Source organism: Pseudomonas sp. NyZ201 (assembly GCF_049860765.1).
GTDB lineage: Bacteria > Pseudomonadota > Gammaproteobacteria > Pseudomonadales > Pseudomonadaceae > Aquipseudomonas > Aquipseudomonas bharatica.
In genome coordinates this window covers 1,136,613-1,155,260 of sequence record NZ_CP187557.1, presented here as the reverse complement: position 1 = coordinate 1,155,260, position 18,648 = coordinate 1,136,613, and the positions used below count along the sequence as shown (strand labels likewise).

Annotated in this window: 17 protein-coding genes; 1 reads left to right on the top strand and 16 read right to left on the bottom strand. The window is 63.6% G+C overall.

Annotated elements, in window-relative coordinates; translation table 11 throughout:
- The first annotated feature begins 76 nt into the window (after positions 1 to 76).
- Positions 77 to 541 carry a DUF721 domain-containing protein gene (locus tag ACPFMA_RS05365; protein WP_064302460.1) on the top strand — a complete coding sequence of 155 codons (465 nt, stop codon included), beginning with the start codon at positions 77 to 79 and terminating at the stop codon, positions 539 to 541.
- Between the two features lie 163 nt (positions 542 to 704).
- Here ACPFMA_RS05365 and lpxC read toward each other — a convergent pair whose 3' ends face one another.
- The 16 genes from lpxC to mraZ form a co-directional block, all read right to left on the bottom strand.
- Complete coding sequence (lpxC, locus tag ACPFMA_RS05360; RefSeq protein WP_009396681.1) at positions 705 to 1,616, bottom strand: UDP-3-O-acyl-N-acetylglucosamine deacetylase; 912 nt, start codon at positions 1,614 to 1,616, stop codon at positions 705 to 707.
- Positions 1,617 to 1,728: 112 nt separating this feature from the next.
- Positions 1,729 to 2,925, bottom strand: a complete 1,197-nt coding sequence (ftsZ, locus tag ACPFMA_RS05355; protein WP_009396678.1) for a cell division protein FtsZ — start codon at positions 2,923 to 2,925, stop codon at positions 1,729 to 1,731.
- A 57-nt stretch (positions 2,926 to 2,982) separates the two neighbouring features.
- Positions 2,983 to 4,236 (bottom strand): cell division protein FtsA, encoded by a 1,254-nt coding sequence (gene ftsA, locus ACPFMA_RS05350; protein WP_009396676.1) that lies wholly within the window; start codon positions 4,234 to 4,236, stop codon positions 2,983 to 2,985.
- Between the two features lie 15 nt (positions 4,237 to 4,251).
- Positions 4,252 to 5,121 (bottom strand): cell division protein FtsQ/DivIB, encoded by an 870-nt coding sequence (locus ACPFMA_RS05345; RefSeq protein ID WP_009396675.1) that lies wholly within the window; start codon positions 5,119 to 5,121, stop codon positions 4,252 to 4,254.
- A 4-nt stretch (positions 5,122 to 5,125) separates the two neighbouring features.
- Complete coding sequence (locus tag ACPFMA_RS05340; protein ID WP_064302459.1) at positions 5,126 to 6,085, bottom strand: D-alanine--D-alanine ligase; 960 nt, start codon at positions 6,083 to 6,085, stop codon at positions 5,126 to 5,128.
- On the bottom strand, positions 6,082 to 7,536 hold the full coding sequence (gene murC, locus ACPFMA_RS05335; RefSeq protein ID WP_064302458.1) for a UDP-N-acetylmuramate--L-alanine ligase: 1,455 nt from the start codon (positions 7,534 to 7,536) through the stop codon (positions 6,082 to 6,084). Before murC ends, ACPFMA_RS05340 begins: the two co-directional genes overlap by 4 nt.
- Positions 7,529 to 8,608, bottom strand: a complete 1,080-nt coding sequence (murG, locus tag ACPFMA_RS05330; protein ID WP_425929807.1) for an undecaprenyldiphospho-muramoylpentapeptide beta-N-acetylglucosaminyltransferase — start codon at positions 8,606 to 8,608, stop codon at positions 7,529 to 7,531. The genes murC and murG overlap by 8 nt, the downstream gene beginning before the upstream one ends.
- Positions 8,598 to 9,815 carry a putative lipid II flippase FtsW gene (gene ftsW, locus ACPFMA_RS05325; RefSeq protein WP_064302456.1) on the bottom strand — a complete coding sequence of 406 codons (1,218 nt, stop codon included), beginning with the start codon at positions 9,813 to 9,815 and terminating at the stop codon, positions 8,598 to 8,600. Before ftsW ends, murG begins: the two co-directional genes overlap by 11 nt.
- On the bottom strand, positions 9,812 to 11,158 hold the full coding sequence (gene murD / locus ACPFMA_RS05320) for a UDP-N-acetylmuramoyl-L-alanine--D-glutamate ligase (RefSeq protein ID WP_425929806.1): 1,347 nt from the start codon (positions 11,156 to 11,158) through the stop codon (positions 9,812 to 9,814). Before murD ends, ftsW begins: the two co-directional genes overlap by 4 nt.
- A 5-nt stretch (positions 11,159 to 11,163) precedes the next feature.
- Positions 11,164 to 12,246 carry a phospho-N-acetylmuramoyl-pentapeptide-transferase gene (mraY, locus tag ACPFMA_RS05315; RefSeq protein WP_009396666.1) on the bottom strand — a complete coding sequence of 361 codons (1,083 nt, stop codon included), beginning with the start codon at positions 12,244 to 12,246 and terminating at the stop codon, positions 11,164 to 11,166.
- Positions 12,246 to 13,613 (bottom strand): UDP-N-acetylmuramoyl-tripeptide--D-alanyl-D-alanine ligase, encoded by a 1,368-nt coding sequence (locus ACPFMA_RS05310; protein WP_425929805.1) that lies wholly within the window; start codon positions 13,611 to 13,613, stop codon positions 12,246 to 12,248. Before ACPFMA_RS05310 ends, mraY begins: the two co-directional genes overlap by 1 nt.
- A complete protein-coding gene (locus ACPFMA_RS05305; RefSeq protein ID WP_425929804.1) occupies positions 13,606 to 15,069 on the bottom strand; it encodes a UDP-N-acetylmuramoyl-L-alanyl-D-glutamate--2,6-diaminopimelate ligase in 1,464 nt (487 codons plus the stop codon). Before ACPFMA_RS05305 ends, ACPFMA_RS05310 begins: the two co-directional genes overlap by 8 nt.
- On the bottom strand, positions 15,069 to 16,799 hold the full coding sequence (locus ACPFMA_RS05300; protein ID WP_009396660.1) for a peptidoglycan D,D-transpeptidase FtsI family protein: 1,731 nt from the start codon (positions 16,797 to 16,799) through the stop codon (positions 15,069 to 15,071). The genes ACPFMA_RS05305 and ACPFMA_RS05300 overlap by 1 nt, the downstream gene beginning before the upstream one ends.
- Positions 16,799 to 17,092: a cell division protein FtsL gene (ftsL, locus tag ACPFMA_RS05295; RefSeq protein WP_009396658.1), complete on the bottom strand. Its 294-nt coding sequence runs from the start codon at positions 17,090 to 17,092 to the stop codon at positions 16,799 to 16,801. Before ftsL ends, ACPFMA_RS05300 begins: the two co-directional genes overlap by 1 nt.
- Positions 17,089 to 18,036, bottom strand: a complete 948-nt coding sequence (gene rsmH, locus ACPFMA_RS05290; protein ID WP_064302453.1) for a 16S rRNA (cytosine(1402)-N(4))-methyltransferase RsmH — start codon at positions 18,034 to 18,036, stop codon at positions 17,089 to 17,091. The genes ftsL and rsmH overlap by 4 nt, the downstream gene beginning before the upstream one ends.
- On the bottom strand, positions 18,033 to 18,488 hold the full coding sequence (mraZ, locus tag ACPFMA_RS05285; protein ID WP_009396653.1) for a division/cell wall cluster transcriptional repressor MraZ: 456 nt from the start codon (positions 18,486 to 18,488) through the stop codon (positions 18,033 to 18,035). Before mraZ ends, rsmH begins: the two co-directional genes overlap by 4 nt.
- Positions 18,489 to 18,648 lie beyond the last annotated feature (160 nt).

Below are 18,648 nucleotides of genomic sequence, written 5' to 3'. Positions count from 1 at the left end.
TTCATGTGGATAGCGGCTCTCCAGCCCTGCGCGGGCGATCTGTTAAGATGCGCGGATCGTCTTTGCAGGTGTCATCATGGCCTACCGCCCCTCTCCCGCCCGCGCGCCCGGCACGCTGTTGCGCGAGGCCCGTCCGCTCAAGGCGCTGTTCAACCAGGCGCAGCGCCTGGCGCAGTTGCAGCGCCTGGTGGAAAGCCAGTTGCAGCCGGCTGCGCGGGAGCATTGCCGGGTGGCGACCTGGCGCGAAGGTACCCTGACGCTGGTGGTCACCGACGGGCATTGGGCAACACGCCTGCGCTACCAGCAGAAGCGCCTGCAACGCCAGTTGCAGCAACTGGACGCCTTCGTGAACCTGAACCGGATCCTGTTCAAGGTGCAGCCGGTGGCCACTACTCCGCGCCCGCCCAGCCACGTCATCGATATCTCGGACAAATCGGCGGAAACCATCCAGGCCACGGCGCAGGGGATCAGTGATCCGAACCTGCGTGCGGCGCTGGAGCGCCTGGCGAGCCATCGCAAGAGCAATAAAGACAATTCATAAAGCGACACGGACCCTGTGGGAGCGGGTTTACCCGCGATTACGGTGGTGAAGTCACTATCGCAATCGCGGGTGAACCCGCTCCCACAGGGCCCGCGTTGTGTTTTCGAGATGTATAAAAAAGGCCGCCCGAGGGCGGCCTTCAAACTAGAGAGAGTATTCGAGCTTATACAGCGGCAACCGGACGCATGTAGGAGATCGGTGCGGTGCTGGCGTCTTCGAAAGTCACGACTTCCCACGCATCGGTTTCTTCGATCAGCTTGCGCAGCAGCTGGTTGTTCAGCGCGTGACCGGACTTGAAGCCGCGGAACTCGCCGATCAGGCTGTTGCCCAGCAGGTAGAGGTCGCCGATGGCATCGAGGATCTTGTGCTTGACGAATTCGTCTTCATAGCGAAGGCCGTCCTCGTTCAATACACCGTCCTTGTCCACCACGATGGCGTTCTCGACGCTGCCGCCGAGGGCGAGGTTGTGCTTGCGAAGGTACTCGATGTCGCTCATGAACCCGAAGGTGCGGGCGCGACTGACTTCCTTCACGAACGAGGTGCTGGAAAAGTCGACGCTGGCGCTTTGGGTACGGTTGCGGAACACCGGGTGGTCGAAATCGATCTCGAAACTCACCTTGAACCCGTCGAAAGGCAGGAAAGTGGCGCGCTTGTCGCCGTCTTGCACTGTCACTTCACGCAGGATGCGGATGAATTTCTTCGGCGCGTCCTGTTCTTCCAGGCCGGCGGATTGAATCAGGAATACGAAGGGGCCTGCGCTACCGTCCATGATCGGGACTTCGGAGGCGGAGAGCTCGACGTAGGCGTTATCGATGCCCAGGCCAGCCATGGCCGAGAGCAGGTGCTCAACCGTGTCTACCTTGGTATCGCCGTTGACCAGCGTGGTCGACATGGTGGTCTCGCCGACGTTTTCCGCACGGGCAGGGATATGCACCACGGGGTCGAGGTCGGCTCGGCAAAATACGATGCCGGTATCCACAGGCGCAGGTTTCAGGGTCAGGTATACCTTTTCCCCGGAGTGCAGGCCGACACCTGTGGCACGGATGATATTTTTCAGGGTGCGTTGTTTAATCATGGCATTGGCCGCTTCAGCACAGATTGCGAACTGGTATCAACAAAGGCTGGGGATGATAACAGACCCAACCTTTGCTGAACACCAATCACCCTAATACCCCTGATAAATTCCATCAATCGGCCTGACGACGCAGGAATGCCGGGATGTCCAGGTAATCCAGGTCGTCCTGAGGATTGAGCTTGGCAGCCGCTGCCGCACCGGCGTGGGTCTGGTTGCGCATCACGGTCGGACGCTCCAGGTCACGGTAGTTGACCGCAGGCTGCTCGTTGCGCACCGGTGCCGGAGCCGGGGTGGAAACCTGGGCAGCCGCGCTTTGCAGGGTGTTGTCGATGACCTTCACAGGCTTCTCGATCTTGGCACCCAGGCCGGTAGCGACCACGGTGACGTGCAGCTCGTCGCGCATGTCCGGATCGATCACGGTACCGACCTTGACCATCGCGTGGTCGGAGGCGAACGCCTCGATGATGCTACCCACGTCGGAGTACTCACCCAGCGACAGGTCCGGACCGGCAGTGATGTTGACCAGGATGCCGCGGGCGCCCTGCAGGTTGACGTCTTCGAGCAGCGGGTTGCGGATCGCCGCTTCGGTGGCTTCACGCGCACGGTTCGGACCGCTGGCGCAGCCGGTACCCATCATCGCCATGCCCATTTCGCTCATCACGGTACGCACGTCGGCGAAGTCGACGTTGATCATGCCCGGACGCTTGATGATGTCGGAGATACCGCGCACGGCACCGGCCAGAACGTCGTCCGCCTTGGCGAAGGCCGACAGCAGGCTGGCGTCCTTGCCGAGGATGGTCAGCAGTTTTTCGTTGGGGATGGTGATCAGCGAGTCGACGCTGTCGGCCAGCGAGCGGATGCCTTCATCGGCGATCTGCATGCGCTTGCGGCCTTCGAACGGGAACGGACGGGTCACCACCGCAACGGTGAGGATGCCCAGTTCCTTGGCCACTTCGGCGATGATCGGCGCAGCACCGGTACCGGTACCACCACCCATGCCGGTAGTGATGAAGACCATGTTGGTGCCCTGCAGCACTTCGGCGATACGCTCGCGGTCTTCCAGTGCGGCCTGGCGGCCGATTTCCGGATTGGCACCCGCGCCCAGGCCCTTGGTCACACCGGTACCCAGTTGCAGAATGGTGCGCGCACCGATGTTTTTCAGGGCCTGAGCATCGGTGTTGGCGCAGATGAATTCGACGCCTTCGATGTTGCTCTTGACCATGTGGTTGACGGCGTTGCCACCGCCGCCACCGACGCCGATCACTTTGATGACCGGACTTTGCGGGACGTTGTCTACGAGCTCGAACATTTTCCCTCTCCTTTCAGTTCTCTAGTTTTTTGCGCCTACCACTACTGCTTTTGAAACTTAGAAGTTTCCCTGGACCCAACGCTTGAAGCGCTCAAGCACCGGGGCCTTCGGTTCATCGCCATAGCTGTCGTTTCTGATACCTGGCACTGGCACGCCGTCGGACTGTTTCTGCAGGCCATAGGTCAGCAGGCCAACGCCAGTGGAATAGATCGGGTTGCGAACCACGTCGCTCAGCCCCCGAACGCTGTGTGGTACGCCGAGGCGTACCGGCATATGGAAGATTTCCTCGGCCAGTTCGACCGCGCCTTCCATCTTCGAGGTACCACCGGTCAGGACGATGCCCGCTGGTACCAGGTCCTCGTAACCGCTACGGCGCAGCTCCGCCTGGATCAAGGTGAACAGCTCGTCGTAGCGCGGCTCGACCACCTCGGCCAGGGCCTGGCGCGACAGCTCGCGCGGCGGACGGTCGCCGACGCTCGGCACCTTGATGGTTTCGCCGGCACCGGCCAGCTTGGCCAGGGCGCAGGCGTAGCGAATCTTGATTTCCTCGGCGTACTGGGTCGGCGTACGCAGGGCCATGGCGATGTCGTTGGTCACCTGGTCGCCGGCGATCGGGATCACCGCGGTATGACGGATCGCGCCTTCGGTGAAGATGGCGATGTCGGTGGTGCCGCCGCCGATATCCACCAGGCACACGCCCAGCTCTTTCTCGTCATCGGTGAGCACCGAGTAGGCCGAGGCCAGTTGCTCGAGGATGATGTCGTCGATTTCCAGGCCGCAGCGGCGCACGCACTTCTCGATGTTCTGCGCCGCGTTGACTGCGCAGGTCACCACATGGACCTTGGCTTCCAGGCGCACGCCGGACATGCCCAGCGGCTCGCGCACGCCTTCCTGGTTATCGATCACGTAGTCCTGCGGCAGGGTGTGCAGCACGCGCTGGTCGGCCGGAATCGCCACGGCCTGGGCCGCGTCCAGTACCCGTTCCAGGTCCGCGGTGCTGACTTCGCGATCGCGGATCGCCACGATGCCGTGGGAGTTCAGGCTGCGGATGTGATTGCCGGCCACGCCGACGAAGGCCGAGTGGATCCGGCAGCCAGCCATCAGCTGCGCCTCTTCGACGGCACGCTGGATCGACTGCACGGTGGACTCGATATTGACCACCACGCCTTTTTTCAACCCGCGCGATGGATGGGTGCCGATACCGACGATCTCCAGGGTGCCGTCGGCGGCGACTTCGCCTACCAGTGCAACCACCTTGGACGTGCCGATATCCAGCCCGACGATCATTTTGCCGCTATGCGCATTTGCCATGGGTCCTGCCTCTCTCTAATTCTTCGCCACGGCGGGTTGGGCCGCGGGCTGTGCAATCGGTTCCCGCCAGCCAACGGCAAGGCCGTTGGCGTAACGCAGATCGATGCGGGCGATGTTCGTGATCTGTTCTTTGAGCGTCTTGTTGTAGATGGCAATGAAACGGCGCATTTTTTCCACCAGGTGGTCGCGCCCCAGCAGCAGTTCGATACCCGGGCCGGCACTGCCGGCGCCGGTGGTGAGGAACCAACTGCCCCGCTCGCGCAGCTCCAGGCGAGCGATCGAGAAACCCAGGGGGCGCAACATCTGGTTGAGAACCTGATATTGCTGCATCACTTGTTGCTGAGCGCGCTGCGGCCCGAAAAGCTGCGGCAGGTGCTCGTAGTTCGCCAGTTCGCGCGGGGTGAAGGCCTGGCCCTGGTTGTTGAGCAAGGCATCCTCTCCCCAGCGCGCCACCGGCAACTGTTCTTCCAGGCGAATCACCACTTCGTCCGGCCAAACCCGACGTACTTCGGCATGGGCGATCCAGGGCATCTGCTCCAGTTCGGTACGCATGCTCGCCAGGTCGACGGTGAAGAAACTCGCCGCGACATAAGGGGCAATACGCTGCTGCACCGCCTGCTGGCTGATGTAGCTGAGGTCGCCCTGCACGGCGATCTTGGTGATCGGCCGGTCGGCGTAGGGCATCAGGCGCTGCGCGCCTTCGTAGGCGCCAAAGCCCGCGACGACCAGCAGCACGGGCCACAGCAGCTTCTTGAAGATGCTGAAGTTCGGCTTGGGCAGGCGCGCCGACAGTGGCTCCTTGGCCACCATTCGGCTGGCACCACGCGGCACCGGCTTGTTACGGCCGGGGGCGGGTTGCTGATGACGTAACATCGCGCCTTGCATGGGCTTAACCTCGCGCCTCGACACTGGCCGCCAGGATCGCCAGCACCAACTGCTGGAAATCGAGGCCGGCCGCACGTGCCGCCATGGGCACCAGGCTATGGTCGGTCATGCCTGGTGCGGTGTTGACTTCAAGCAGCCAGAAGCGGCCCTGCTCGTCCTGCATTACATCCACCCGGCCCCAGCCAGCGATGCCGATGGCGTCGCAGGCGCGGGCGGTGAGGTCGATCAATTCCTGTTCCTTGGCTGCATCCAGGCCACACGGGATCCGGTATTGGGTATCGGAAGCCAGGTACTTGGCGTCGTAGTCGTAGAACGAATGCGGGGTGCCCAGGGCGATCGGCGGCAGAACCTGGTCACGCAGCACCGCCACGGTGAACTCCGGACCCTGGATCCACTGCTCGACCAGGACTTGCGAATCGTAATTGGCGGCGTCTTTCCAGGCCGCGATCAATTCCGCGACGCTGGACACTTTCGCCATACCGATACTGGAACCTTCATGGGCCGGTTTGACGATCAACGGGAAGCCCAGTTCCGCGCCTGCGCAAATACAGTCGGCTTCACTGGCCAGCACGGCATGGCGCGGGGTCGGGATGCCCAGGCTCTGCCACACCTGCTTGGTACGCAACTTGTCCATGGCCAGGGCCGAGGCGAGGATGCCGCTGCCGGTGTAGGGAATGCCCAGGCACTCCAGCAGGCCCTGCATGCTGCCATCTTCGCCGCCACGGCCGTGGAGGATGATGAAGGCGCGGTCGATCTTCTCGGTCTGCAGGCGGGCCAGCAGGTCGTCACCGACATCGATGGCAACCACGTCGACTCCGGCGCTTTTCAGCGCGTCGATCACCGCGGCACCGGATTTCAGCGAGACTTCGCGCTCGGCGCTCTTGCCGCCATAGAGCACGGCGACACGGCCGAAATCTTTCGGGGCGATCGTGGAATGCAGCTTGGCGTAGGCTTCGGCAGTCATTTCGCTTTCTCCTGACTGGTACCTGCACCAGCGAACAGCGGACTCTTCAACAGTTGTGGCGCGAGGCCACCGATATCACCGGCACCCTGGCACAGCAGGATGTCGCCGGCACGCAGCAACGGCTTGACCAGAGGCGCAAGTTCGATGCCGCGCTCGATGTAGATCGGATCGAGCTGACCGCGCTGGCGAATGCTGTGGCACAGCTGACGGCTGTCGGCGCCCGGAATCGGCTCTTCGCCCGCCGGGTAGACTTCCATCAGCAGCAGCACATTGGCGTCGGCCAGGACCTGGACGAAATCGTCGTAGAGGTCGCGGGTGCGGCTGTAGCGGTGCGGCTGGTAGACCATGACCAGGCGACGCTCCGGCCAGCCGCCGCGCACGGCCTTGATTACCGCGGCAACCTCGGTCGGGTGATGACCATAGTCGTCCACCAGCATCACGCTGCCGCCTTCCACCGGCAGTTCGCCGTAGACCTGGAAGCGTCGGCCGACGCCCTGGAAACCGGAAAGGCCCTGGACGATGGCTTCGTCGCTGATGCCCTCGTCGGTGGCGATGGCGATGGTCGCCAGGGCGTTGAGCACGTTGTGGTTACCCGGCATGTTCACCGACACATCCAGCGGCGCACGGTCACGGCGCAGCACGGTGAAGTGGGTCTGCATCCCCGACTGGCGCACATTGATCGCGCGCACGTCGGCTTCTTCGCTGAAGCCGTAGGTCACTGCCGGGCGCTTGACCAGCGGCAGGATCTCGCGAACCACCGGGTCGTCCAGGCAGACCACGGCCAGGCCGTAGAACGGCAGGTTGTGCAGGAACTCGACGAAGGTTTTCTTCAGCTTGTTGAAGTCGCCTTCATAGGTGGCCATGTGGTCGGCGTCGATATTGGTGACCACCGCGACCAATGGCTGCAGATGCAGGAAGCTGGCATCGCTCTCGTCGGCTTCGGCGATCAGGTAGCGGCTGGTGCCGAGCTGGGCATTGGTACCCGCAGCGTTCAGCCGACCACCGATGACGAAGGTAGGGTCCAGGCCGCCTGCGGCGAAGACCGAGGCCAGCAGGCTGGTGGTGGTGGTCTTGCCATGGGTACCGGCAACGGCGATGCCATGGCGGTAGCGCATCAGTTCGGCCAGCATCTCGGCACGCGGCACTACCGGAATGCGCCGCTCCAGGGCGGTGGCAACTTCCGGGTTGGCCGTGTTGATGGCGCTGGACACCACCAGCACATCGGCGCTGGCGGCGTTCTCGGCGCGGTGGCCGATGAAGATCTCGGCACCGAAGGACTTCAGGCGCTCGGTAACGGGCGACTCCTTGAGGTCGGAACCGGACACCTGGTAGCCCAGGTTCAGCAGTACTTCGGCGATCCCGCACATGCCCACGCCGCCGATACCGACGAAGTGGATGCGACGGATACGGCGCATTTCAGGCTGGGGCATGGCTTTCTGGTTCTCAACCATGGGCCACCTCCAGGCAGATATCGACCACGGTGCGGGTTGCAGCGGGCTTGGCCAGGCGTCGTGCGGTGGCGGCCATGGTGTCGAGTTTTTCCGGTTGCATCAGCACCTCGTTCAGGCGTTCAGCGAGCTGCGCTGCGCCAGTTGTCGCTTGCGGCATCAGGAAGGCGGCGCCTTCGCGTGCCAGATAATGGGCGTTGTGGGTCTGGTGGTCGTCGATGGCATGGGGCAAGGGCACCAGCAGCGACGGCAGTCCCGCGGCGGCCAGCTCGCTGACGGTCAGCGCGCCGGCACGGCATACCACCAGGTCGGCCCAGCCATAGGCCTGGGCCATGTCCTTGATGAACGGTTCTACCTGAGCCTCGACCCCCGCGTCGCGATAACGCTGGGCGGTGACCTGGTCGTGATTCTTTCCGGCCTGGTGGAACACCTCGGGCCGCAGGCTTTCCGGCACCAGGGCCAGGGCCTGGGGCAGCAGCTTGTTCAGCGGCTCGGCGCCCAGGCTACCGCCCAGTACCAGCAGGCGCGCCCGACGTCCCGGCAGGGCCTGGCGCGCAGGCTCCAGGAACAGCTCGGCGCGTACCGGGTTTCCGGTGGTGCGGCGCTTGGCACTGGCCCCGAAGGTGTCCGGGAAGGCTTCGCAGACCCGCCCAGCCAGCGGCACCAGCAGGCGGTTGGCGGTACCGGCACGGGCATTCTGCTCGTGGATCACCACCGGCACGCCGCACAGCCTGGCGGCTACGCCGCCTGGACCGGTGACATAGCCACCGAAGCCGACCACACAGACCGGCTTGACCTGACGGATGATCCGCCGCGCCTGAAGCACCGCCTTGACCAGGGTGAACGGCGCCTTGAGCAGCGACAGCTTGCTCTTGCCACGCAGCCCGGTGACGTTGATCAGGTGCAGTTGCAGGCCGGCCTGCGGTACCAGTTCGTTCTCGATGCCGCGTGGCGTTCCCAGCCAGTGCACGGTGAAACCGCGCGCCTGGAATTCCCGGGCGCAAGCCAGCGCCGGGAACACATGGCCGCCGGTTCCGCCGGCCATGATCAATACGTTCTTGCCGTCAGCGGCCATGATGGGTCGGCTCCTCGGCAAAATCGTTTTCGTTGAATTCGTGTTCCTCGCTGCCCAGGTGAGTACGGCTCTCCCATTCGATGCGCAGGAGCAACCCGACGCAGGCACAGCAGATCACCAGCGAGCTGCCGCCATAGCTGAGGAACGGCAGGGTCAGGCCCTTGGTCGGCAGCAGGCCGACGTTCACTCCGATGTTGATCAGGAACTGGCCGATCCACAGGAAGGCCAGGCCAAAGGCCACATAGGCGGCGAAGAACTGCTTGGCCTTTTCTGCCCACAGGCCGATGTACAGCGCGCGCACGGTGACGAAGACGAACAGGGCAACGGTCAGCAGCGAGCCGACCACGCCCAGCTCTTCGGCCAGCACCGAGAACACGAAGTCGGTATGCGCCTCCGGCAGGTAGAACTGCTTCTGCACGCTGTTGCCCAGGCCGACGCCGAACCACTCGCCACGGCCGAAGGCAATCAGCGCCTGGGTCAGCTGGTAGCCGGAACCGAACTGGTCGGCCCAGGGGTCGGTGAAGGTGATCAGGCGGGCCATCCGGTACGGCTGGGCCTGCACCAGAACGAACACCGCGCCTACCGCCAGCACCACCATCAGGCCGAAGCGGAACAACCCCACGCCGCCAAGGAACAACATCGCCGCCGCCGAGCCCATCATCACTACCGTGGCACCGAAGTCCGGCTCCATCAGCAACAGGCCGGCCATGGGCAGGAGGACGATGAACGGCTTGAAGAAGCCCATCCAGCTTTCACGTACTTCCTGCTGGCGCCGCACCAGGTAACCGGCGAGGTAGACGACCACGAAGACCTTGGCGATTTCAGAAGGCTGGACGTTGAAGAAGCTGAAGCCGATCCAGCGCATCGAACCGTTCACTTCACGCCCGATACCCGGGATCAGTACCGCCACCAGCAGGCCGAAGGCACCGATCAGCATCAGGAAGCCCATGCGCTGCCAAGTGGAGATCGGCACCATCATGGTGACGATGCAGGCACCCACGCCGAGACCGACGTAAATCAGGTGGCGGAACATGTGGTAAAGCGGATTGCCCGACTGCGCCGCGGCGACTTCCGACGACGCCGAGGTAATCATCACCAGGCCCAGACCGAGCAATGCCAGGCACCCGACCAGGAACGGGAAATCCAGGTCGATGCCACGGCCGCTGATCAGCGGCGACGGATAGGGCTTGATGGCGCCGAAGATCATGCCAGTTCTCCTGCGGCCTGGGCGAACAGGCGCCCACGCTCCTCGAAGTTCTTGAACATGTCGAGGCTGGCGCAAGCCGGGGACAGCAGCACGGCGTCGCCGGACCGGGCCAGTTCGGCAGCTTTCTGCACAGCGTCCTCGAGGGTCTTGACCCGAACCAGTGGCACGCTGTCGCCCAGGGCTTCGGCCAGCAGTTCGGCATCGCGGCCGAGCAGGACCACGGCACGGCAATGTTCGCCGACCGGCGCACGCAGGGCGGAGAAGTCCGCACCCTTGCCGTCGCCGCCGGCGATCAGTACCAGCTTGCCGTCGATATCGGCACCCAGGCCTTCGATGGCGGCCAGCGCCGCGCCAACGTTGGTGGCCTTGGAGTCGTCGTAGTAATTGACGCCGTTCAGCTCACGGACCCACTGGCAACGATGGGCCAGGCCGGCGAAGCTGCGCAGGCTTTCCAGCATGGCCTCGAACGACAGGCCGACGGCATGCCCGAGGGCCAGCGCGGCAAGGGCGTTGGACTGGTTGTGCGCACCGCGGATCTTCAGTTCGCGAACCGGCATCAGGTTGCGGAATTCGAAGGCCAGATATTTCTCGCCGTTTTCTTCGCGCAGGCCGAAGGCCTTGAAGTCAGGCGTATTCAGGCCGAAGGTCCAGCAGGGCTGGCCTTCCACCGGCAGCGGACGGCTCAGGGCGTCCTGACGGTTGACCACGACCTGGCGAGCGCCACGGAAGATCCGGTGCTTGGCCAGGTGGTAGGCCGGCAGGCCGCTGTAGCGGTCCATGTGGTCTTCGCTGACATTGAGCACGGTGGCCACTTCGGCATTGAGCTGGTCGGTGGTTTCCAGTTGGAAGCTCGACAGCTCCAGCACGTACAGCTCGACGTCGTCACCGAGCAGGTCAAGGGCCGGAGTGCCGAGATTGCCACCCACCGCCACGCGCTTGCCCGCCGCTGCGGCCATCTCGCCGACCAGGGTGGTCACGGTGCTCTTGGCGTTGGAACCGCTGATGGCCACGATTGGCGCCTTCGCGTTACGCGCGAACAGCTCGATATCGCCGGAGAGCTTGACGCCACGGGCGGCAGCCTGCTGCAGGGCCGGGGTGGCCAGGGCCAGCCCGGGGCTCACGTACAGCTCGTCGGCGCGGCAGAGGAAGTCCACGTCCAGCTCACCGCAGCGCACTTCGACCTGCGGATAGTCGCGACGCAGGGTCGCCAGCTCCGGAGGGTTCTCGCGCGTGTCGGCGACCGCAAACGCAATGCCCCGGTTCGCCAGGAAGCGAACCAGGGACATGCCGCTCTTGCCGAGGCCGACAACGATGCGGAAGTGGTCAGTTGCGATCAAGGACACGCGTTCTACCTCAGTTTCAGGGTTGCCAGGCCGATCAACACGAGAATCACGGTGATGATCCAGAAGCGGACGATCACGCGCGGCTCGGGCCAGCCCTTGAGTTCAAAGTGGTGATGGATCGGCGCCATGCGGAATACGCGCTTGCCGGTCAGCTTGAACGACGCGACCTGGATGACCACCGACAGGGTCTCCATGACGAACACGCCGCCCATGATGAACAGGACGATTTCCTGGCGAACGATCACGGCGATGGTGCCCAGCGCTGCGCCCAGTGCCAGGGCACCGACGTCGCCCATGAAGACCTGGGCCGGATAGGTGTTGAACCAGAGGAAACCGAGGCCGGCGCCGATCAGCGCGCCGCAGAACACGATCAGCTCGCCTGCGCCCGGAACGTAGGGAATCAGCAGGTATTCGGCGAATTTCACGTTGCCCGACAGGTAGCAGAAGATGCCCAGGGCACCGCCTACCAGCACGGTCGGCAGGATCGCCAGGCCATCAAGGCCGTCGGTCAGGTTGACCGCGTTGCTCGAGCCGACGATGACGAAATAGGTCAGCACGACGAAACCGACGCCCAGGGGAATGGTGACGTCCTTCAGCATCGGCACGATCAGGGTGGTTTCGACGCTGGTCGGTGCGGTCATATAAAGGAAGATCGCCGCGCCCAGGCCGAATACCGACTGCCAGAAATACTTCCAGCGGCTCGGCAGGCCGCGGGAGTTCTTCTCGATCACCTTGCGGTAGTCGTCGACCCAGCCGATGGCGCCGAACAGCATGGTGACGATCAGCACCACCCACACGTAACGGTTGCTCAGGTCGGCCCAGAGCAGGGTGCTCACGCCGATGGCGGAAAGGATCAGCGCCCCGCCCATGGTCGGGGTGCCGGACTTGGACAGGTGCGATTGCGGGCCGTCGTTACGCACGGCCTGGCCGATCTGGCGGATCTGCAGGGTACGGATCATCCACGGGCCCAGCCACAGGGCCAGCGACAACGCGGTCAGTACGCCCAGGATCCCGCGCAGGGTCAGGTACTGGAAGACCGCGAAGCCCTTGTAGAACTGTTGCAGATACTCGGCCAACAGCAGCAGCATTAATGTTTCTCCCCGCTGGAATCGCACAGGGCCGCCACGACGTTTTCCATCGCAGCGCTGCGCGAACCCTTGATCAAAATAGTGGTGTTGACGGCCTGCTCGCCGCGAACGGCAGCGATCAGGTCAGCTTGATTGGTGAAATGGCGGGCATTCTGGCCAAAGGCCTTGACCGCATGGGCCATCATCGGACCTACGGCATACAGCGCCGAAACCTTGCCCCTGGCGTAGTCCCCGACCTCGCGGTGGCCCTCTTCGGCCCACTGGCCCAACTCACCGATATCCCCGAGCACCAGGACGGTGCGGCCGGAAAAGCCGGCGAGTATATCAATGGCCGCGCACACGGAGGTCGGGTTTGCGTTGTAGGTGTCGTCGATCACGCGGATGCCGCTGGGCGCGACCTGCGCGACGCCGCGGCCCTTGACCGGTTGCACGGTGTTCAGGCCCTCGGCGATGCCCTCCAGCGCGACACCGAAGGTCTGCGCGGCGGCGGCGGCGGCCAGGGCGTTGGCGATGTTGTGGGTGCCCAGCAGGTTGAGCTGGATCGCCACCTGGCCTTGCGGTGCGTGCAGGATGAACGACGGGCAACCGCGTTCGTCCTGGGCGATATCGCTGGCATAGAAGTCGGCGGCGGTGCTGGTCAGGGCAAAGCTCAGCACGGCGTGTTTCCCGGCGCGCTGTTTCCATATGCCAAAGGCCTTGTCGTCCAGGTTCAATACCGCGACACCACCCTCCTCCAATCCTTCGAGGATCTCGCCCTTGGCTTCGACAATCTTCTCCGGCCCACCGAACTCGCCGACATGAGCCGTGCCCGCGTTGTTGATCAGCACCACTTGAGGCCGGGTCAGGCCAACGGTGTAGCGAATTTCACCAATGTGGTTGGCGCCCAGCTCGATGACGGCGGCGCTGTGTTCAGGGCCGAGCTCGAGCAGGGTCAACGGGGCGCCGAGATCGTTGTTCAGGTTGCCCCGGGTCATCAGCACCGGGCCCCGGGTGCCAAGGATGCTGGCAAGCATTTCCTTGACCGTGGTCTTGCCGCTGGAGCCGGTGATCGCTGCCACCGGATGCTTGAAGGCGCGACGATTCAGCGCGCCGAGTTGCCCCAGGGCCAGTCGGGTATCCGCCACCAGCAGTTGCGGCAGGCTGGAACCCGGAACCTCACGCTCCACCAGCGCCGCAACGGCGCCCTTGGCCGCTACTTCGTCGAGGTAGTCGTGGCCGTCGAAACGCGGCCCGGCCAAAGCGATGAACAATTGCCCCGGCGCGATCTTTCGGCTGTCGATGCTGACCCCGTCGAAACGCGCATCGGCGCCCAGCAGGCGCCCTTGCAACGGTTCGGTCAACTGGCTCAGGGACAGGGGTTCAAGCATGAGAGGCCTCCCAGACTGCAAGCGCCTTTTCGGCTTCAACAAGATCGGAAAAATCGTGACGTTCGCCGTTGATTTCCTGGTAGTCCTCGTGGCCTTTGCCAGCGAGGACGATGACGTCGTCGACGCCGGCAGCGGCGATCACACGAGCGATCGCCTCACCACGGCCGGGGATGAACTGCGCGGCATCCGCCTTGGAGAAGCCAGGACGAATATCGTCGAAGATGGCCTGAGGATCTTCACTACGCGGGTTGTCGTCGGTGACCACCACCTGATCGGCCAGGCGTTCGGCCAGTTCCGCCATCAGTGGGCGCTTGCCGCGATCACGGTCACCGCCGCAGCCGAACAGGCAGGTCAACTGGCCACGGGCATGCGGGCGCAGGGCTTCGAGGACCTTTTCCAGGGCATCCGGGGTGTGGGCGTAATCGACCACCACCAACGGCCTGCTGCCACCGCCGAGGCGCTGCATGCGGCCGACAGGGCCTTCGAGCTTCGCGGTGACCTTCAGAATTTCATCCAGCGGATGATCCATCGCCAATAGGGTGCCGACCGCCGCCAGCATATTGCTCAGGTTGAACCGACCGAGCAGACGGCTGCGCAGCATGTGCTCGCCTTGCGGCGTTACCAACACGGCGCGCACGCCATCATCGTCGAAGCTGGCTTCGCGGCAATAAAGGGTGGCTGCCGGGTCTTTCAGGCTATAGCTGATCAGCCGCGACTCGCGCGCTTCGGCGGCCAGTTCGCGACCGAAATCGTCATCCAGATTGACCACCCGGCAACGCAGGTTCGACCAGGCGAAGAGCTTCGCCTTGGCTGCCTTGTAGGCTTCCATGCTGCCGTGATAGTCGAGATGGTCGCGGGACAGGTTGGTCATCACCACGATATCGAACGCCAGTGCGGCGACCCGCCCTTGCTCCAATGCATGGGACGACACTTCCATGGCCACGGCCCGCGCGCCGGCCTTCTTCAGGTCATTGAGGGTCGATTGCACGGCGAGCGGATCGGGCGTGGTCAGGCGGCCGCTTTGCAGCGCACCGTAGAAGCCGGTACCGAGGGTGCCGATCAGGCCGCAACGCTGGCCCAGCAGGTCGAGGGCCTGGGCGACCAGTTGGGTCACGCTGGTCTTGCCGTTGGTGCCGGTAACACCTACCAGTTCGAGCAGACGGCTAGGCTCGCCATAGAAGCGTCCGGCGATATCCGACAACTGCGCGACCAGGCCCTTGACCGGAATCAACGGCGCATCGGTGATCGGCAATACCTTGGCACCCTGCACTTCATAGGCAACTGCCGCCGCGCCGCGCTTGAGCGCATCGACAATATGGTCGCGACCATCGACCTTGGCACCCGGCACAGCCAGGAACAGGTCGCCGGGGCGGACATTGCGGCTGTCCAGGGTCAGTTCGCGAATCAGCGGATCGCTGCTGGCGTTGGCGAACAATTTACTCAATGGCATCGTCATCAACCGCGCCCTCCTTTGGCGGGCGCAGCGGCATCGGCCTGCTGCGTGGCAACCGGCAGATTATCCGGCGGTACGTTCATCAGGCGCAGGGTGCCCGACATGACCTTGCTGAACACCGGCGCGGAAACCAGGCCACCGAAGTAACCGCCCTTGCTCGGTTCGTCGATCACCACGACGATGGCATAGCGTGGATCGCTCATCGGCCCGAAACCGGCGAACAACGAGCGGTAGGCATTTTCGGTGTAGCCCTTGGAACCGATGGTGGCCTTGCGCGCGGTACCCGACTTGCCAGCGACATGATACGAAGGCACCTGCGCGCGGAACACGCCACGCGGCGCCTCGATCACCTGCTGCAACATCTGCTGGATGGTTTCCGCGGTTTCCTTCGGCACCACCTGGGTCGATTCCGGCGCCTTGTCCACCTTGAGAATGCTCAACGGCACCATCTTGCCGTCATTGGCCAGCGCGGCGTAGGCATGTACCAGTTGCAGCGCAGTGACAGACACGCCGTAGCCGTAGGAAAGCGTCGCGGTTTCCGCCTTGCGCCACTCGCGGTGGTTCGGCAGGTTGCCGACGCGTTCGCCCGGGAAGCCAAGGCCGGTGTATTGGCCCAGGCCCAACTGCGACATCACCCGGTAGATGGCCTCGCCACCGATATCGAAGGCGATCTTCGACATGCCGACGTTACTGGAGTTGATCAGGATGCCGGTCAGGTCGAGGATCGGCCCCTCGGTCTTGGAAACGTCACGAATGGTGTAGCGGCCCAGTTGCAGGGTGCCGGGATAGACCTCGACCTTGTCGGTCGGTTTCCAGCGACCACTCTGCAGCGCGGCACTCATGGACAGCGGCTTGACCGTCGAACCCGGCTCGAACACATCGATGATCGCCCGGTTGCGCATCGCCGCCGGGAACATGCTGCGACGATTGTTCGGGTTGTAGGTAGGCTGGTTGACCATGGCCAGGACTTCGCCGGTCTTCACGTCCATGATCACCAGGCTGCCGGCTTTCGCTTCCTGCTCGGCGATGGCGTTGCGCAGCTCGCGGGTGGCCAGGTATTGCAGGCGCAGGTCAATCGACAACGCCAAGGTCTTCCCTGCCTTGGCGTTCTTGGTGACCTGGACATCCTTGATCAAGCGGCCGCGTCGGTCCTTGATCACCTGGCGCTTGCCGGGCACGCCGGCCAGCCACTCGTCATAGGCAAGCTCCACGCCCTCGCGACCGTGGTCGTCGAGGTCGGTGAAGCCGACCATATGCGCGGCCACATCGCCGGCTGGATAGAAACGGCGGAATTCCTCGATGCCGTAGACACCAGGAACCTTCAGGTCGAGAACCGCCTGCCCCTGCTCGGGAGTCAGGCCGCGGACCAGGTAGATGAACTCCTTGTTGGCCTGTTGCTCCAGACGTTCGGTGAGTTGCTTGGGGTTCTGCCCGAGCGCTGTTGCCAATGCCCCCCAACGCTCCTTGGAGCCCTGCATTTCCTTGGGGTTGGCCCACAACGTGGTGACCGGCGTACTGACCGCCAGGGGCTCGCCGTTGCGGTCGGTGATCAGGCCGCGGTGCGCAGGAATGGGGATATGCCGCATGCTGCGTGCATCGCCCTGGCTTTTCAGGAAGTCGCGATCGACCACCTGCAGATCGATGATCTGCCAGGTAATGGCGCCGACCATCAAGGCGAGCAAGCCCAGCACCACCCGGAAGCGCCAGGGGTACAGGGCGCCTTCGAGCTTCATCATGGCGCCACCATCCGCACTTCGTCAGCCGCGGGGATGCGCATCTTCAACTGCTCGCTGGCGAGGTTCTCGATACGGCTATGGGCGGTCCAGGTGCTCTGCTCAAGAATCAGCCGGCCCCACTCGGCCTGGGCCTTGTCGCGCTCGTTGAGCTCGCCGTAAAGCGTATTGAGCAGTTGCCGGTTCCAATGGGCGCTGTAGGACACCGCGACCGAGGATACGAGCACGCCGATGAACAGCAGAAGCATCAGGAAGCTTCCGCCTGGCAGGGGTTTGGCATAGAGCCTGCTCACCGAAGCTTCTCCGCCACACGCATGACCGCGCTGCGCGACCGCGGGTTGGCCTTGAGTTCGGCATCGGACGCGAACTGCGCCTTGCCGATCAGCTTGATCTTCGGCTCGAACGGCTTGTGCTGTACTGGCAGGTTGCGCGGCAGATTATCCTGCTCGCCCTTGGCCAGCTTGCGCATGAAGAGCTTGACGATGCGGTCTTCGAGGGAGTGGAAGCTGATCACCGCCAGGCGACCACCGACTTCCAGCGCATCCAGGGCCGCGTCGAGGCCAGCCTCGAGGTCGCCCAGTTCGTTGTTGACATGGATGCGCAGGCCCTGGAATGCACGGGTCGCCGGGTTCTTGCCTTTTTCCCAGGCAGGGTTGGCGACCTTGAGCACTTCGGCCAGGTCGGAGGTACGGGTGAACGGCTGCTCCTCGCGGCGCAGGACCACGGCACGGGCCATGCGCCTGGCGAAGCGCTCTTCGCCATATTCCTTGAATACGCGGGCGATCTCCTCCTCGGGAGCCGTCGCGATGAATTCGGCGGCGCTGAAACCACGGGTCGGGTCCATGCGCATGTCCAGCGGGCCGTCATTCAGAAAGCTGAAGCCGCGCTCAGGGTCGTCCAGTTGTGGCGAGGACACGCCGAGGTCGAGCAGCACGCCACTGACCTTGCCGGCCAGCCCGCGCTCGGCCACTTCGGAACCCAGCTCGGCAAAACTGCGCTGCACAATGACAAAGCGGCCGTCTTCGGCCGCCAGCGCTTGCCCGGTGGCAATCGCTTGAGGATCCTTGTCGAACCCCAGGAGGCGGCCATTCGGTCCAAGCTTTTGCAGTATGAGTCGGCTGTGCCCGCCGCGACCGAACGTGCCATCCAGATAGCAGCCATCCGCGCGCACGGACAGAGCCTCGACGGCTTCGTCCAGAAGTACGGTGATGTGGTTAAAGCCGCTATCGATAGTCACAGGATCAGATCACGCAGTTCATCGGGCATGGCACCCGGTTGTTGAATGGCTGCCAGATCCGCTGCGGAAACAGCGTTCCAGGCATCCTCGTCCCACAGTTGGAATTTGTTCAGTTGACCCACCAGCATCGCGCGCTTGTCGAGCTTCGCGTATTCGCGCAAACGCGGCGGAACCAGAAAACGTCCACTGCCGTCGAGCTCGAGATCCACCGCATTACCTATCAACAAGCGCTGCAGGCGGCGGTTCTCTTCACGCAACGACGGCAAGGCGCGCAATTTCGCTTCGATCAGTTCCCACTCGTCCAGCGGGTATACACATAAGCAGGGATCCACAGCGTCGATCGTCACGATCAATTGCCCCGAGCTACGTGAATCAAGCTCGTCACGGTACCGGCTCGGCATGGCGAGACGGCCCTTGGCGTCGAGATTGATTGCGTTTGCTCCGCGGAACACGGCTGCGCTTCCCTAAATGTTAGCTTTTTTGTGTCTGAAAACCCACTTCATGCCACTTTCTGCCACTTGCGCACACTATAGGAATCCGCCCACCGCACCGTCAAGGCGCGCATATAAGGAAAACCCTTACAGATCGGAGATTTAGCGTAACAAGGGCAGG